Raw genomic sequence first — 624 nt, forward strand, 5'->3', positions numbered from 1 at the left:
TCCGGATCATCATAATCAATCATCTAGGGTTACACCCCCTTTTGTTTCGCACGAGTTAAGCCCATATAAGCTTTGCCGCCGAACATAGGATAGATAATCTAAGTACCATTTTGCCAATGGTTGACGTCTCACCTCTGATCGCCTATGAACACTTGATCGAAATTGAATAGTTGTTTTCAAGACATCTGAGATAAACTCCGAAAACCTGTCTGGCTGATCTAATATGGCTGCCACCACTTTTTCACCCCAGAGATTACGGAAACGAAGTTCTACCCGAAACCAACAAGAATCACTGTCAGATTCTAACTGCTTGTCGTAAACAACGATATGCAGATCACTTGTACGTTTACCAAAGTAAATACTATCGCCTGTAACCTCAGCTGTTTTAACGTGATACTCCTTAATCGTTCGGCTTATCCTGAAGCGAGAAGTCACTAGTCGTTTCTTTAGGTAGCTTTCCGCCCGGTTGGGAGATAACGTTTCTTTGGTGTAACTATCAATCGCTATATCCAAACGCTTCACTGAATAACGTTCAATAGAAACATGCTTGGATATTATCATTAGTTGTTGGAAAAAGTTTAACCATGAATGTCCCGCCTGCTCTTCTAAGAAACGACATCCAGC

Annotated in this window: 1 protein-coding gene; it reads right to left on the reverse strand. The window is 41.5% G+C overall.

The features are described from left to right. Positions 1–15: 15 nt before the first annotated feature. Positions 16–624: replication initiation factor domain-containing protein (locus RV13_RS20500; protein ID WP_071876012.1), on the reverse strand; the 609-nt coding region annotated here is incomplete at its 5' end.

The sequence above is a fragment of the Enterococcus raffinosus genome (genome assembly GCF_001886185.1).
Taxonomy (GTDB): domain Bacteria; phylum Bacillota; class Bacilli; order Lactobacillales; family Enterococcaceae; genus Enterococcus_A; species Enterococcus_A raffinosus.